13 protein-coding genes and 1 pseudogene are annotated in these 14,045 nt (G+C 67.3%); 7 read left to right on the top strand and 7 right to left on the bottom strand.

Annotated features, from left to right (window positions below; translation table 11 throughout):
• The 4 genes from B2Y21_RS03960 to B2Y21_RS03945 form a co-directional block, all read left to right on the top strand.
• Positions 1–598, top strand: a 598-nt coding sequence (locus tag B2Y21_RS03960; RefSeq protein WP_292057173.1) for a J domain-containing protein, incomplete at its 5' end; no start/stop codon positions are given.
• 53 nt (positions 599–651) lie between these two features.
• Positions 652–1,812 (top strand): phosphoserine transaminase, encoded by a 1,161-nt coding sequence (locus B2Y21_RS03955; protein WP_292057171.1) that lies wholly within the window; start codon positions 652–654, stop codon positions 1,810–1,812.
• Between the two features lie 92 nt (positions 1,813–1,904).
• Positions 1,905–3,200: an adenylosuccinate synthase gene (locus B2Y21_RS03950; RefSeq protein ID WP_040345924.1), complete on the top strand. Its 1,296-nt coding sequence runs from the start codon at positions 1,905–1,907 to the stop codon at positions 3,198–3,200.
• A gap of 131 nt (positions 3,201–3,331) precedes the next feature.
• The gene (locus B2Y21_RS03945) at positions 3,332–4,084 is read left to right on the top strand and encodes a response regulator (protein WP_292057166.1); all 753 of its coding nucleotides are present in this window, start codon (positions 3,332–3,334) and stop codon (positions 4,082–4,084) included.
• Between the two features lie 16 nt (positions 4,085–4,100).
• Here B2Y21_RS03945 and rpoH read toward each other — a convergent pair whose 3' ends face one another.
• Together rpoH and B2Y21_RS03935 are read right to left on the bottom strand one after the other, a co-directional pair.
• The gene (gene rpoH / locus B2Y21_RS03940) at positions 4,101–4,985 is read right to left on the bottom strand and encodes an RNA polymerase sigma factor RpoH (RefSeq protein WP_292057164.1); all 885 of its coding nucleotides are present in this window, start codon (positions 4,983–4,985) and stop codon (positions 4,101–4,103) included.
• Positions 4,986–5,218: 233 nt separating this feature from the next.
• Positions 5,219–6,238, bottom strand: a complete 1,020-nt coding sequence (locus tag B2Y21_RS03935; RefSeq protein WP_409410753.1) for an RluA family pseudouridine synthase — start codon at positions 6,236–6,238, stop codon at positions 5,219–5,221.
• Between the two features lie 57 nt (positions 6,239–6,295).
• On the opposite strand from B2Y21_RS03935, the gene B2Y21_RS03930 reads away from it, so the two are divergent.
• Positions 6,296–6,934, top strand: a complete 639-nt coding sequence (locus B2Y21_RS03930; protein WP_292057162.1) for a DUF2799 domain-containing protein — start codon at positions 6,296–6,298, stop codon at positions 6,932–6,934.
• Positions 6,935–7,000: 66 nt separating this feature from the next.
• Here B2Y21_RS03930 and fba read toward each other — a convergent pair whose 3' ends face one another.
• A complete protein-coding gene (gene fba, locus B2Y21_RS03925) occupies positions 7,001–8,065 on the bottom strand; it encodes a class II fructose-bisphosphate aldolase (protein ID WP_088410130.1) in 1,065 nt (354 codons plus the stop codon).
• A 157-nt stretch (positions 8,066–8,222) separates the two neighbouring features.
• Here fba and B2Y21_RS03920 point away from each other — a divergent pair, with 157 nt between their 5' ends.
• On the top strand, positions 8,223–8,624 hold the full coding sequence (locus B2Y21_RS03920; RefSeq protein ID WP_292057158.1) for a hypothetical protein: 402 nt from the start codon (positions 8,223–8,225) through the stop codon (positions 8,622–8,624).
• Positions 8,625–8,674: 50 nt separating this feature from the next.
• Here the strand turns inward: B2Y21_RS03920 and B2Y21_RS03915 are convergent, their stop codons facing one another.
• A complete protein-coding gene (locus B2Y21_RS03915) occupies positions 8,675–9,871 on the bottom strand; it encodes a phosphoglycerate kinase (RefSeq protein ID WP_292057155.1) in 1,197 nt (398 codons plus the stop codon).
• Between the two features lie 104 nt (positions 9,872–9,975).
• On the opposite strand from B2Y21_RS03915, the pseudogene B2Y21_RS03910 reads away from it, so the two are divergent.
• Positions 9,976–10,191, top strand: a pseudogene (locus B2Y21_RS03910) (endonuclease domain-containing protein); the annotation flags it as partial.
• Between the two features lie 151 nt (positions 10,192–10,342).
• Here B2Y21_RS03910 and gap read toward each other — a convergent pair.
• The 3 genes from gap to B2Y21_RS03895 form a co-directional block, all read right to left on the bottom strand.
• Positions 10,343–11,350, bottom strand: coding sequence for a type I glyceraldehyde-3-phosphate dehydrogenase (gap, locus tag B2Y21_RS03905; RefSeq protein ID WP_024354671.1), 1,008 nt, complete (start codon positions 11,348–11,350; stop codon positions 10,343–10,345).
• 141 nt (positions 11,351–11,491) lie between these two features.
• The gene (locus B2Y21_RS03900) at positions 11,492–11,746 is read right to left on the bottom strand and encodes a YbdD/YjiX family protein (protein WP_256375790.1); all 255 of its coding nucleotides are present in this window, start codon (positions 11,744–11,746) and stop codon (positions 11,492–11,494) included.
• Positions 11,739–13,826: a carbon starvation CstA family protein gene (locus B2Y21_RS03895; protein ID WP_292057151.1), complete on the bottom strand. Its 2,088-nt coding sequence runs from the start codon at positions 13,824–13,826 to the stop codon at positions 11,739–11,741. Before B2Y21_RS03895 ends, B2Y21_RS03900 begins: the two co-directional genes overlap by 8 nt.
• Positions 13,827–14,045: the final 219 nt, after the last annotated feature.

Raw genomic sequence — 14,045 nt, 5'->3', positions numbered from 1 at the left:
CTTCGACGACATCGATCTGGAAGAGATTTTCGGCGCTTTCGGCGGCGGCGGGCGTGGGGCCGGGCGCGGCTTCGGCGGCGGGCGCGGCCAGGACGTGCGGGCCACCCTGGACATCAGCCTTGAGGACGCCATCGCCGGGACGACGCGGCGCATCCAGTTCTCGGACGGTCGGATGCTGGATGTGGCCATTCCCAAGGGCGCGTCCGAAGGCCAGGTGATCCGGTTGAAAGGGCAGGGCGCGCCGGGGCGCGGCGGTCAGGCGGGCGACGCCCTGATCGAACTGCGCATCCAGCCGCATCCGGTGTTCAAGCGCGACGGCGCTGATCTGACGATGGATCTGGCGGTGTCGGTCCCCGACGCGGTGCTAGGCGGGAAGATCCAGGTGCCGACGCCCGAGGGCGCGGTGATGATGACCATCCCCAAGGGCTCGAACTCGGGCAAGGTGCTGCGGCTGAAGGGGCGCGGCGCCTATGCGAACGGCAAGCGCGGCGATCTGCTGGCGAAGCTGGTGGTGACGCTGCCGGAGACGCCGGACGACGAACTGGTCCGGTTTGCGACCGAATGGCGTGAACGCCGGCCCTATAAGCCCGGCCGTTGATGGCCTAAGGGCTTAGCTTCCTTCTTCTCCTCCCCGAGACTGTAGAGACCGTCATGACGCCCAAACCCGCCGCCAAGCCCGCTCGCCCCTGGTTCTCGGCCGGGCCGACGGCCAAGCGTCCGGGCTGGGAGCTGGCGAACCTGCCGACGAACCTGATGGGCCGGGGCATCCGCGCGCCGGAAGTGGCCGAGCGGTTCGCGCATGGGCTGAAGCTGACGCGCGAAGTGCTGAGCCCGCCGGACGACTATGTGCTGCTCTATACGCCCGGCTCGGACACCGGGGCGGTCGAGGCGGCGCTGTGGTGCATGCTGGGCGAGCGGCTGGTGCAGGTCGTCGCCTATGAGAATTTCGGTCAGGCCTGGGCGACCGACGTGCGCGATCACCTGAAGCTGGAGCCGGAAGTGCTGACGGCGCCATGGGGCGAACTGCCGGACCTGTCCAAGGTCGATCCGAAGAAAGACGTGGTGTTTCCGTGGAACGGCACGACCTCGGGCGTGCGCGTGCCGGACGCGGACTGGATCGCCGACGACCGCGAGGGGCTGACCATCTGCGACGCGACCTCGGCGGCGTTTGCGATGGACCTGCCGTGGGACAAGCTGGATGTGACAACCTTCAGCTTCCAGAAGGCGCTGGGCGGCGAGGCGGGCATCGGCCTGATGGTGCTGTCGCCGCGCGCGGTGGCAAGGCTGGATACGTATCGCCCCGATCGGGCCGTGCCCAAGGTGCTGCGGATCGTCGACAAGAAGGGTTTTGACCGGACCCTGGCGGACGGGGTGGTGATGAACACCTTCTCGGTCCTGACCATCGAGGACTGGATCGACGCGCTGGACTGGGCGAAGGGCGCAGGCGGCCTGCCTGCGCTGATCGCGCGCACAGACGCCAACTATGCGGCCCTGGCCGAGTGGGTGGAGCGGACCAACTGGATCGACTTCCTGCCGGAGCGCCCCGAAATCCGCTCGACCACGTCGGTCTGTCTGAAGTTCGTCGACCCGCGCATCGCGGCGATGGACGAGGCGGGACAGAAGGCCTTCGTGAATCGGTTCAAGGGGCTGCTGGAAGGCGAGGGGGCGGTCTATGACATGGAGCCGCATCGTTATGCGCCTCCGGGCCTGCGTCTGTGGTGCGGCTGCACGGTCGAGACGGCGGACGTCGTGGCCGCGACGCCGTGGCTGGAGTGGGCGTTCCAGACGGCGGTCGGCGAACTGGCCGGATAATTCGGTCGCCCATTCTACGCCCTTTGGGGGCGACTCCGGACGATTCAGGGGTTATAGGCTCCCACCGCATTCTGGATTGCGGAGAAACGGTCTTGGCTAACGTCGCAGTGGTCGGCGCCCAATGGGGCGACGAGGGCAAGGGCAAGATTGTCGACTGGTTGTCGAACCGGGCCGATATGGTCGTGCGGTTCCAGGGCGGCCATAACGCGGGCCATACGCTGGTCGTCGACGGCAAGGTTTACAAGCTGGCGCTGCTGCCCAGCGGCGTGGTTCAGGGCAAGCCCTCGATCATCGGCAACGGCGTGGTCGTGGACCCCTGGCACCTGGTTGGCGAGATCGAGAAGATCCAGGCCCAGGGCGTGGCCATCACCCCCGATATCCTGACCATCGCCGACAACGCCTGCCTGATCCTGCCGATCCATCCGGCGCTGGACGTGGCGCGCGAGGCCGCCGCCAGCGCGCCGGGCGCCAAGATCGGCACGACCGGACGCGGTATCGGCCCGGCCTATGAGGACAAGGTGGGGCGTCGCGCCATCCGCGTCTGCGACCTGGCCAATGAAGACGACCTGAAGATCAAGATCGACCGCCTGCGCTCGCACCACGATCCGCTGCGCGCGGGTCTGGGGCTGGAGCCGATCGATCCGGCGGCCCTGCTGGCGCAACTGCTGGAGATCGCGCCGAAGATCCTGCCCTACGTCAAGCCGGCGTGGCGGGTGCTGGACGCCGCGCAGAAGGCGGGCAAGCGCGTGCTGTTCGAAGGGGCGCAGGGCGCCTTCCTGGACGTGGATCACGGCACCTATCCCTATGTGACCAGCTCGAACACCATCGCCGGACAGGCGGCGGCGGGGTCGGGGGTCGGTCCGCGCGGCGTCGGCTATGTGCTGGGCATCGTGAAGGCCTATACGACCCGCGTCGGCGAAGGCCCCTTCGCCTGCGAACTGAACGATGAGGTCGGCGAGCATCTGGCCGTGGTCGGTCGCGAGGTCGGCGTGAACACCGGCCGGGCGCGCCGCTGCGGCTGGTTCGATGCGGTGCTGGTGCGCCAGTCGGTGGCGATCAACGGCATCGACGGCATCGCCCTGACCAAGCTGGACGTGCTGGACGGGCTGAAGACGCTGAAGATCTGCGTCGGTTATCGCATCAACGGCGAGGTGCTGGACTATCTGCCGTCGAGCCTGAAGGATCAGGCCTCGGCCGAGCCGGTGTTCGAGGAGCTGGAAGGCTGGACCGAGAGCACGGGCGGCGTCCGCAGCTTCAAGGATCTGAACGCCCATGCGCTGAAGTATGTGCGCCGGATCGAGGAACTGATCGGCGCGCCGGTGGCCCTGCTGTCGACCAGCCCCGAGCGGGACGACACCATTCTGATGCGCGATCCGTTCCAAGGCTAAGTTTACATTTTTGGGCTGAGGCAACATCGCCTTAACCCGTGGGGCATAGGGTCGGGCTCTGGAATGGAGCTCGTCCCGTGTTCGCCCTAGACGCCAAAACGATACAGAGGATCGCGCCGGTGGTTCGGCGCGTGCTGATCGTTGACCCCAATCCCGCCGCCGCGCGCCTGCTGATGGACCTGCTGAAGGGGTTCGGATCGCGCGAGATCGTGGTCGAGGGCGACGAGGCGCGCGTGCTGGACCTGGCGCGCGAGATGGAGCCGGGCCTGATCTGCACCGAGCAGGCGGGGCCGAAGCTGGACGGCGAGGCCCTGGTGCGGCGCATCCGTCGCTCCAGCCTGTCGTGCCGACGCGCGCCGATCATCATGGTGACGGCCGAGGCGACCGCCAGCGCTATCAAGGGCGCGCGGGATTCCGGCGTGCACGAGTTCCTGAGAAAACCCTTCACCAGCGGTGATCTGCAACGTCGGATCGAGAACCTGGCGACCAAGCCGCGCGACTGGGTCGAGGCGGTGGGCTATGTCGGGCCGGACCGGCGGCGCTTCAACTCGGACGACTACGCCGGACCGCAGAAGCGCAAGGCGGACAAGCCGCGCTCCGGCGCCGAGGCGGCGGTGGCGGTCAAGGATCAGGCGATGCGGATCCTGTTCTCGGCCCTGACGCAGTTCGACAGCGATCCGATGCAGGCCGTGCGGGCCATCAAACAGCAGGCCGAGACGTTGAAGGCGCTGGCCATCAAGACCGGCGACGCGCCGCTGGCGATCGCCGCGGCGGGGCTGGATACGGTGCTGGCCGCCGGGGCTCCGACGAAAGCCGTCCTGACGGTGCCGGTTCAGGCGGTGCTGAAGCTGGCGCCGCCCGAGACCCTGGCGCGGGCGGGGTAGTGAGCCCTGGTCGACGTCAGGCGTCGACCAGGTTCCGTTCCTCGGCCGCAGCGCGCATGGCCTTCTGCAGTTTTTCGAAGGCGCGCACCTCGATCTGACGCACGCGCTCACGGCTGACGCCGTACTGGCCGGCGAGCTCTTCCAGCGTGACCGGGTCGTCCTTGAGGCGACGTTCGGTCAGGATGTGCTTCTCGCGGTCGGTCAGTTCCTCCATGGCCTCTTGCAGCAGGCTCATGCGGATCGACTTTTCCTCGTTCTCGGCCAGCTCGGTTTCCTGGCTGACGGCGTTGTCGTCGGCCAGCCAGTCCTGCCACTCGCTTTCGCCGTCCGCGCGCAGCGGGGCGTTCAGCGAGGCGTCGCCGCCGAGACGGCGGTTCATGTTGGTGACTTCTTCTTCCGACACGCCCAGCTTGGTGGCGATGGCCGCCAGGTGTTCTGGGTGCAGGTCGCCTTCCTCGAAGGCCGAGATCTGGCTCTTAGCCTTGCGCAGGTTGAAGAAGAGCTTCTTCTGCGCCGCCGTGGTGCCCATCTTCACGAGGGACCAGGAGCGCAGGATGTATTCCTGAATGGACGCGCGAATCCACCACATGGCGTAGGTCGCCAGGCGGAAGCCCTTGTCGGGATCGAATTTCTTGACGGCCTGCATCAGGCCGACGTTGCCCTCGGAGATCACCTCGCCGATCGGCAGGCCGTAGCCGCGATACCCCATGGCGATCTTGGCCACGAGGCGCAGGTGAGAGGTCACGAGACGGTGGGCGGCCTCAGGATCCTGGTGTTCGCTCCACCGCTTGGCGAGCATGAACTCCTCATCCTTGGTCAGCATCGGAAACTTACGGATTTCCGTGAGATAACGGGACAGTCCCTGTTCAGGCGACATCACCGTCAGCGTGGTATTGGCCATGTGGTCCCTCCGACCGAATGCTAGAGCAGGCGCCGCGGCTTTGACCACATGACGTGCATCATCGCCTCGCCCCTCAACTGATAAGATGGGAATCCGTTGCCCGGAGCGAAAGGGGCGGATTGTCTCAATTCGGCGGCGACCGCGCGGGTCGTCCGTCGTGGCGATTATCTAGCACAGATGTTGTTGCTAATAAAGCGGACAGTTTGGCGCAGACGCGACGACGCGCCAAAGCGTCAGAGTTCGCTGAGCAGGGCTTCCAGCCGCAGCATGTCCTCGGGCGGGGCGGTTTCGAAGCGGAGGGCTTGGCCGGTGACAGGGTGGATGAAGCCGAGGACGGCGGCGTGCAGGGCCTGGCGTTTCAGGCCGGACGCCTCGACGGCGGCGCGGACGGGGGCGGCGGGGCTGCCTGAGCCGTAGACGGGGTCGCCGAGCAGGGGCGCGCCCTTGGACGCCATGTGGACGCGGATCTGATGGGTGCGGCCGGTGTGCAGGGTGCAGGCGACGCGGGCCGCCAGCGGGGCGTTGGAGGCCTTGGCCGGGCGGCCGAAGGTCTGCTGGACCACATAGTCGGTGATCGCCTCGCGTCCGCCGGAGCGCAGCACGGCCATCTTCTTGCGGTCGCCGCTGGAACGGCCGATCTGGGTCTGGATGCGACCCTTTTCGGGCGAGGGCGCGCCGCGCGTCAGGGCCACATAGGTGCGCTCGATGTCGTGGGCGGCGAAAAGGGCGGACAGTCCTGCGTGGGCGCGGTCGGACTTGGCGGCGACCATGACGCCCGAGGTGTCCTTGTCCAGGCGGTGGACGATGCCGGGGCGGGCGACGCCGCCGATGCCGGAGAGACTGTCGCCGCAGTGGGCCAGCAGGGCGTTGACCAGAGTGCCGGTCTCGCAGCCGGGGGCCGGATGGGCGGCCATGCCGGGCGCCTTGTCGATGACGATCAGGTCGGCGTCCTCGAACAGGACGGTCAGAGGAATGGCTTCCGGCTGGGGCGTGGCCGGGGCGACGGGCGGCAGGGCGACCACATAGAGACCGGGTTGGGCCTTGGCCGAGCCGTTGGAGACCGTCTGGCCGTCCCGGGTGACGGCGCCTTCGGCCAGCAGGGCCTGAAGCCGGGCGCGGGACAGGGTCGGGAAGGCCTCGGCGAGGGCCTTGTCCAGACGCACGCCGGGCGCGTCGATGCGCGCGTTGAGCAATTCGGGCGCTTCGTCGTCTTCCGACAGTAAAGGTTCATCAGCCATGGTGTGAAATAGCATGGCTTGCGTGAAGAGGCGTCATCGGACCTCGAGCGCGGCTGTTGTGGAGAGGCCTAAATGAAGTTGCCGACCGTCGCCGTCGTTGCGGCATCCAGCGTCGTCCTGTTGTCGGGCTGCGCCACGATGAGCGAGGGCCAGTGCCTGGTCGGCGACTGGGGCGGACAGGGCTATCGCGATGGGGCCGAAGGGCATCCATCCAGCCGTCTGCATGACCACGCCAAGGCCTGCGCCAAGCATGGCGTGAGCCCGAATATGAGCGCCTACATGGCGGCGCGCGAGGATGGCTTGCGGACCTATTGCACCTGGGAGAACGGCTTCCGCGCGGGGCGTGCGGGCGGAACCTATCAGGGCGTCTGTTCCCCGGCGGAAGAGCGGGCCTTCGTGCCTGCGCATCGCGACGGACGACAGCTGTATGAGGTCGAGCAGGCCGTCTCTTCGGCCGAAAGCGCGCTGAACTCGGCGATCCGTCGCATCGAAAGCCGCGAGGACAAGCTGGACGCCAAGCGGCGTGAACTGCGTCAGGAAGGCCTGACCTCCGAAGAGCGCCAGCGTATCCGCAACCGCATTCGCGAGGTCGAGGGCGAACTGGACGACGCGCATCGCTCCGCGCGTCGGGCCGAGGACGACCTGCGCTACGCTGAAGTCGAACTGCGGACTGTGCGCCGTATGCTCGATGGCCGTTACGGGGTCTGGTGAACATGAAAACGCCCGCCTTCGATCGACGGAGGCGGGCGTTTCTTTCGCTCAGACTGCGAGCGGCGATCAGCCGATGCGCGGGTCCAGTTCGCCGCCGGCGTAGCGCTTGGCCATCTGGGCCGTGGACAGGGGCTTGATCTTCGACGCCTGACCTTCGCAGCCGAACTGCAGATAGCGCTCCTGGCACAGCTTGCGCATGGCTTCCTTGGCGGGCTTCAGATAGGCGCGGGGATCGAACTCGCCCGGCTTCTCGGCTAGCAGCTTGCGGATGGCGCCGGTCATGGCCATGCGGTTGTCGGTGTCGATGTTCACCTTGCGCACGCCGTTCTTGATGCCGCGCTGGATCTCTTCGACCGGCACGCCCCAGGTCTGGGGCATCTGGCCGCCATAGGCGTTGATGATGTCCTGCAGATCCTGCGGCACCGAGCTTGATCCGTGCATCACCAGGTGGGTGTTGGGCAGGCGACGGTGGATTTCCTCGATCACGTTCATGGCCAGGACTTCGCCGTCCGGCTGACGCGTGAACTTATAGGCGCCGTGCGAGGTGCCCATGGCGATGGCCAGGGCGTCGACCTTGGTGGCCTTGACGAAGTCGACGGCCTGATCCGGGTCGGTCAGCAGGGCCGAGTGGTCCAGCTTGCCTTCGAAGCCGTGGCCGTCCTCGGCCTCGCCCATGCCGGTCTCCAGCGAACCCAGCACGCCCAGCTCGCCCTCGACCGAGACGCCGCAGCTGTGGGCCATCTCGGTGACGCGGCGCGTCACTTCGACGTTGTATTCGTAGGAGGCGGGGGTCTTGGCGTCTTCTTCCAGCGAGCCGTCCATCATCACCGAGGTGAAGCCGTACTGGATGGCGGTGGCGCAGGTCGCCGGGCCGTTGCCGTGGTCCTGGTGCATGCAGACCGGGATGTGCGGATACAGTTCGGCCAGGGCGTCGATCAGCTTGGCCAGGACGACATCGTTGGCGTAGGAGCGGGCGCCGCGCGAGGCCTGGATGATGACCGGCGCATTGACGGCGTCGGCGGCCTCCATGATGGCCAGGCCCTGCTCCATGTTGTTGATGTTGTAGGCGGGCAGGCCGTAGTCGTGCTCCGCCGCGTGGTCGAGCAGTTGTCGCAGCGTGATGCGCGCCATGGATAGTCTCCTGAACCAGATATGATTTTGCCCGAGGTCTTAGCCCGTCAGGCGGGGGAAGTCACGCCGATGTGACAGGGCGCAAGCCTGGTGGACTTTGGGCGCGCAGCCTCTAAGTGGACGCGACGCCTCGGGCGTGTCTGACCAAGGAGCGGCGATGAGCCAGAACGATGATGCGCTGGATGAGGACGGCGGCGGTTTCGACGTCGACGACTGGTCACGGCTGACGCCTTTCAACGGGGCCGTGGCGACGCTGGACGACGTTCAGGCAGGCAAGGCGGTCTTTGCTCTGGGCGACACCGAGGATGCGCGCGTCATCGACATGGAGCTGCCCCAGCCGGTCATCTGGTGGGAGGAGGACGGCGAACAGGCGGCGGTGATCGTTCAGGCCGAAGCCCACGTCGGCCCCGACGGCGATCTGATGGAGGTGCTGGGTCTGATCCTGCCTGACGGCGGCGGGGCGGTGGCCCTGCTGGACGACGTCGATCTGGTGGACGACACCGATCCGACGTGGCGCGATCTGGTCGCGCGCGCCGTCGACATGGACGGCGAAGACTAAGCTTCAGCCGTCAGGGGCGAGGGCCGCGAACAGCCCTCGCCTTGACGTTTTTAGGCGGCGCGCAGGGCCTCGACGCCCGGCAGCACCTTGCCCTCCATCCATTCCAGGAAGGCGCCGCCCGCGGTGGAGACGAAGGTCATGTCGTCGGCCGTGCCTGCGTGGTTCAGGGCCGCGACGGTGTCGCCGCCGCCGGCCACGGCGACCAGCTTGCCGGCCTTGGCCAGTTCAGCGGCGTGTTTGGCGGCTTCGACCGTGGCCTTGTCGAAGGGCGGAACCTCGAACACGCCCAGCGGGCCGTTCCAGATCAGGGTCTTGGACAGGTCCATGGCGCGGTTCAGGCGGGCAACGGTTTCCGGCCCGGCGTCCAGAATCAGGTCGTCGGCGGCGATGCGATCCAGAGCGCGGACGCCCGATTCGATGCCCGGCTTCACGCCCTTGGCGACCACGACATCGACCGGCAGCAGCAGTTCGCAGCCCTGACGACGGGCTTCCTCGATGATCTCGCGGGCGGTGTCGGCCAGATCCTGCTCGCACAGCGAACCGCCGACATCGACGCCCTGGGCGAACAGGAAGGTGTTGGCCATGCCGCCGCCGATGGCCAGATAGTCCAGCTTGGCGACCAGATTCTTCAGCAGGTCCAGCTTGGTCGAGACCTTGGCGCCGCCGACGATGCCGATGACCGGCTTCTGCGGCTTGCCGAGCGCCGCATCCAGCGCCTCAAGCTCGCGCGCCATGGCGCAACCGGCATAGGCGGGCAGCAGGCGGGCCAGGCCTTCGGTCGAGGCGTGGGCGCGGTGCGCGGCCGAGAAGGCGTCGTTGACGTAGAGGTCGCCCAGTTCCGCCAGTTGGGCGGCGAAGGCCGGGTCGTTCTTTTCCTCGCCCTTGTGGAAGCGGACGTTCTCCAGCAGCAGCACGCCGCCCGCGTCCAGATCGGCCACGGCGGCCTTGGCCTCATCGCCCACGCAGTCGTCGGCGAAGCGCACGGGGCCGTGCAGCAGCAGCTCCAGCGGCTCGACCACGGGCTTCAGGCTCATCGACGGGACGCGCTCGCCCTTGGGACGGTCGAAGTGGGCCAGCAGCACGACCTTGGCGCCCGCTTCGCGCAGGCGGTGAATGGTCGGCAGGGCGGCCTTCAGGCGGGTGTCGTCGGTGACGTTCCCGTCCTCCATCGGCACGTTGAAGTCCACGCGGACCAGGGCGGCCTTGCCCGAAAGGTCGGAAACGTCGTCGAGGGTGCGGAAGGTCATGATGGCGTATCTCTGTTCTTCCTTCTCCCCTCGTGGGAGAAGGTGGCTCGCGGAGCGGGCCGGATGAGGGGGCGGTGAACCAGACGCAGCGTTTGAGAGCGACGATGACGCCCGCTGAGGCGGCGATGTGGCGTATCCTGCGTGGCCGAGGGTTTGAGGCGCACAAGTTCCGGCGACAGACCCGTATCGGGCGCTGGATCGCTGATTTCTGCTGCTATGAACTCAGGTTGGTGATCGAACTGGACGGCGGCGTCCATCGGTTGCGCGAGGTCGAGGACGCTGCGCGCGATGCGGACCTTGAGCAGCGCGGCTTCACCGTCCTGCGCTTCGGCAATGAGGCCGTGCTGACGAATCCGAATCTGGTTCTGGATGCAGTCAGGCATCATGCGGCGCGTCAGCCCCCTCATCCGTCAGGCTCCGCCTGCCACCTTCTCCCACGAGGGGAGAAGGGTCGAGAGCGGTGGTTTCAGATTACAGGAACTTCGCCATCACCAGGGCGGTGTCGGCCATGCGGGTCGCGAAGCCCCACTCGTTGTCGTACCAGGTCAGAACGCGGGCCAGCTTGCCGTCGACGACCTGCGTCTGCGGCAGGGCGGCGGTCGAGGAGGCGGCGACGTGGTTCAGGTCGATCGAGACCAGCGGGTCGGTGGTCGTGGCCAGGACGCCGCTCATCGGGCCGTTCGCGGCGGCCAGCAGGGCGGCGTTGATTTCCTCGACGGTGACTTCGCGACCAGCGACGACCTTCAGGTCGACGACCGAGACGTTCGGGGTCGGGACGCGGATCGACGAGCCGTCCAGCTTGCCCTTCAGTTCCGGCAGGACCAGGCCCAGGGCCTTGGCGGCGCCGGTCGAGGTCGGGATCATGGACAGGGCGGCGGCGCGGCCGCGGTACAGATCCTTGTGCATCGTATCCAGCGTCGGCTGGTCGCCGGTGTAGGCGTGGATGGTGGTCATATAGCCGCGCTCGATGCCGAACAGATCGTGCAGCACCTTGGCCACCGGGGCCAGGGCGTTGGTCGTGCACGAGCCGTTGGACACGACGATGTCGTCGGCCGTCAGCGTCTCATGGTTGACCTTAAAGACGATGGTCTTGTCGGCGTTGTCGGCCGGGGCCGAGACCAGCACGCGCTTGGCGCCCGCCTTCAGGTGAGCCGAGGCCTTGTCCTTGGAGGTGAAGATGCCCGTGCATTCCAGGGCGATGTCCACCTTCAGCTCGGCGTGCGGCAGGTTGGCCGGGTCGCGCTCGGCCGTGACCTTGATCTTGCCCGTGCCGACGTCGATCCAGTCCTCGCCGGTCGTGACCGTGCCGGGGAAGCGGCCGTGCACCGAGTCATAGCGGAACAGGTGGGCGTTGGTCTCGACCGGGCCCAGGTCGTTGATCGCCACGACCTCGATGTCCTTGCGGCCGTGCTCGACGATCGAGCGGAGGACGAGGCGGCCGATGCGGCCGAAGCCGTTGATGGCGACGCGAACGGTCATGGGGAGCAGTCTCCTGAACAGGGGGCGGTTATGATGGGCGCCTTAGTGGGACGGAGCGCGCGCGGTTGCAACCCCGTCGCCGTAACAAGGCCCGTAACAAGATATGATCGCCTGTAACCGTCCGGGTGCGGTCAAGCCGCCTCAGCAGCAGCGGAAGCCGCCGCCTTCGCCGAACCGCCGCGCCTCATGCAGGCGGAAGAAGGCGGTGCGGTCCAGCGGCGCCTGATCCGGGTGGGTGACGGCGGCATGGGCGACATAGGCGTCATAATCCGGCTGGCCGATCATCAGCCCGGCGGTGCGGCGGGCGTCCTTGCCCCACCGCACCAGCGTGTCCCGGCAGGCGCAGAGCAGGTCCGCGCCGCCGCTCGTCGCCGAGGATGAAGAGGACTTAAGCACGGGCGATGTCCATGGCTTCGTCGGCCAGGGTCAGCTCATGCGCGGCCGGGGTTTCGACCACGGTCGGCTGGTCGGACTTCAGCGCCTTGAGGCAGGCCCCGACGCCATAGACCACGACCGTCAGCACCACGAACAGGAAGCCCGCCGTCAGCGCCGAGTTGACGTAGTCGTTGACGATGACCCGGTGCATGTCGCCGATGGTCTTGGCCGGGGCCAGGATGTCGCCGGCGGCCATGGCGTCCTGATACTTCCGCGCATGGGCCAGGAAGCCGATCTTCACGTCGGGGTGGAACAGCTTCTGCAGACCCGCCGTGACGGTGCAGATCAGCAGCCAGACTGCTGGAACCGCCGTGGCCCAGGCGAACCTGTGCCGCTTCATCTTGAACAGGACGACCGTGCCCAGGATCAGGGCGACCGCCGCCAGCATCTGGTTGGCGATGCCGAACAGGGGCCACAGGCTGTTGATCCCGCCCAGGGGATCAACCACGCCGGTATAGAGGAAATAGCCCCACAGCCCGACCGTCAGGGCCGTGGCTACGACGTTGCCGGTCCAGGACTGGGTCTGGCGCATCTTGGGCACGGCCATGCCCAGCAGATCCTGGATCATGAAACGGCAGACGCGGGTGCCCGCATCCACCGTGGTCAGGATGAACAGGGCCTCGAACAGGATGGCGAAGTGATACCAGAAGGCCATCATGGCCTTGCCGCCGATGACGCCCGACAGGATGTGGGCCATGCCGACGGCCAGCGTTGGGGCGCCGCCCGCGCGCGACAGGATGGAGTGCTCGCCCACATCCTTGGCCAACTGCTCCAGCTCGGCCGGGGTGATGTGGAAGCCCCACTGAGCCACGGCGGCGGCGGCCGAGGCCGCGTTGTCGCCGATGACGGCGACCGGGCTGTTCATGGCGAAATAGACGGCCGGGTCCAGTACGGTCGCGGCGATCAGGGCCATGATCGCCACGAAGCTTTCGCACAGCATGGCGCCGTAGCCGATCAGCGGGATCTGGTTCTCGTTCTCCAGCAGCTTGGGCGTGGTGCCGGACGAGATCAGGGCGTGGAAGCCGGATACGGCCCCGCAGGCGATGGTGATGAACAGGAAGGGGAACAGGGCGCCCGAGAAGACCGGTCCGGTTCCGTCGATAAAGGGCGTGATGGCGGGCATCTGAATGTGCGGGCGCACGATTAATATGCCGACGGCCAGGGCGACGATGGCGCCGATCTTCAGGAAGGTGGACAGGTAGTCGCGCGGCGCCAGCAGCAGCCACACGGGAATGACCGAGGCGATGAAGCCATAGGCCATCATGGCGATGGCCAGCGTCGTGCCCGACAGGGTGAAGGCCGGACCCCAGAACGGATCAGCGGCGATATGGCCGCCGCCGATGATGGCCAGGACCAGCAGCACCACGCCGATCACCGACACCTCGCCCACGCGGCCGGGGCGCAGAAAGCGGGTGTACAGGCCCATGAAGACGGCGATGGGAATGGTGGCGGCGACAGTGAAGGTTCCCCAAGGGCTCTCGGCCAGGGCCTTGACCACCACCAGGGCCAGCACCGCCAGGATGATGACCATGATCATCAGCACGCCGACCTGGGCGATGACGCCGGGGATCGGACCCATCTCGGTGCGCACCATGTCGCCCAGCGAGCGACCGTCGCGCCGGGTCGACATGAACAGGACGATCATGTCCTGCACCGCCCCCGCCAGCACGGCGCCGACCAGAATCCACAAGACGCCGGGCAGATAGCCCATCTGCGCCGCCAGCACCGGCCCGACCAGAGGCCCCGCGCCCGCGATGGCCGCGAAATGGTGGCCGAATAGAACGTTACGGGGCGTCGGCACATAGTCGAGGCCGTCGTTGTGCCGCACGGCGGGCGTGGGCCTGCGGGCGTTCAGCCCCAGCACCTTCCCGGCCAGATAACGGGCGTAGAAGCGGTAGGCGATGGCGTAGACGCACAGCGCCGCGACCACGATCCATACTGCGCTGATGCTTTCGCCCTGATGCAGGGCGATGACGGCGAGGGACACGGCCCCCAATATGGCGATGGCGCCGAAAATCAGCGCCGTCTTGAGCTTGCCCATGGCGAACGGTCCTCCGGGTCGACTGGGTGCGACCTTTCGCCTTTTTTGGACCCTAATCGCGTCCGGCGCCAATCGACAAAAGTCGAAGAAGCTTGGCCGGGAGCATGGCCGATGTCTCAACCCTCTCCCGGCGGGAGAGGGCTTGAGCGCACGAGAGCGTCAGCGATCGTTCTTGCGCGAAAGGGTGAGGGGCTTGTCCTGTCCGTCGGCGTGAGCCGT

It is taken from the genome of Brevundimonas sp. UBA5936 (assembly GCA_002430835.1).
In the GTDB taxonomy this organism is placed as follows: Bacteria; Pseudomonadota; Alphaproteobacteria; order Caulobacterales; family Caulobacteraceae; genus Brevundimonas.
The sequence above is the reverse complement of the archived record's forward strand: the minus strand, read 5'-3'. Positions and strand labels throughout refer to the sequence as shown.